Source organism: Bartonella jaculi (assembly GCF_039543045.1).
In the GTDB taxonomy this organism is placed as follows: Bacteria; Pseudomonadota; Alphaproteobacteria; order Rhizobiales; family Rhizobiaceae; genus Bartonella; species Bartonella jaculi.
Genome location: NZ_BAABIZ010000186.1, coordinates 1 through 645 on the forward strand (window position 1 = coordinate 1; position 645 = coordinate 645).

Consider the following 645-nt stretch of genomic DNA (forward strand, 5'->3'; position numbering starts at 1 on the left):
AGAATGTATAGGTGTAAAGCTCTTTTCCATAGAGTGCTTCATCGTCCATAGAGGCTAAAATGCCATTCATCTCATGGGCTTGTTTTTTGGCACTATCAGCAAAGATTTTTGGGGTTGCTGTCATATATAAACGTTTTTTACCCAAAATGATGCTGTTGTCGTGAACCTTGACAAACTCAGATTCATGCTTGTCTGTTCCCAATACAACCCCCGTTGTTCTATGGGCTTCATCACAAATGATCAGATCAAATTCGGGTAAATCATATTCCTTTTGCGCATCGGAAATCACTTGAATAGAATGATAAGTCGAAAAGACCACGGTCATCACATCAAGAGATGTTTTATTAGCTTTACGTGCAAGTGTTTCCGCATCCGTGGTAGCCGGCAAGACAAGATCAGAAGCATCGAGACCAGCCTCATCATCCTGTTTCCCTTTACGACGCTTGCCTACTTGTGTATCCGAACACACCGCAAAGGAACGCAAGGGCACTTCTGTATCACTTGTCCATTCACGTACCGTTTGTGACATCAAAGCAAGAGAAGGTACCAGAAACAATACACGCTTGCCTTTTCCAGCTATTTGTTCTGCTATCTTAAGACTGGTAAAGGTTTTCCCCGTTCCACATGCCATAATAAGCTTGCCAC

Annotated in this window: 1 protein-coding gene; it reads right to left on the reverse strand. The window is 42.8% G+C overall.

Annotation, left to right across the window (positions count from 1 at the left end; all coding sequences use genetic code 11):
• The coding region (locus tag ABD915_RS10100; RefSeq protein WP_345117841.1) for a DEAD/DEAH box helicase family protein at window positions 1-645 on the reverse strand (645 nt) is incomplete at both ends.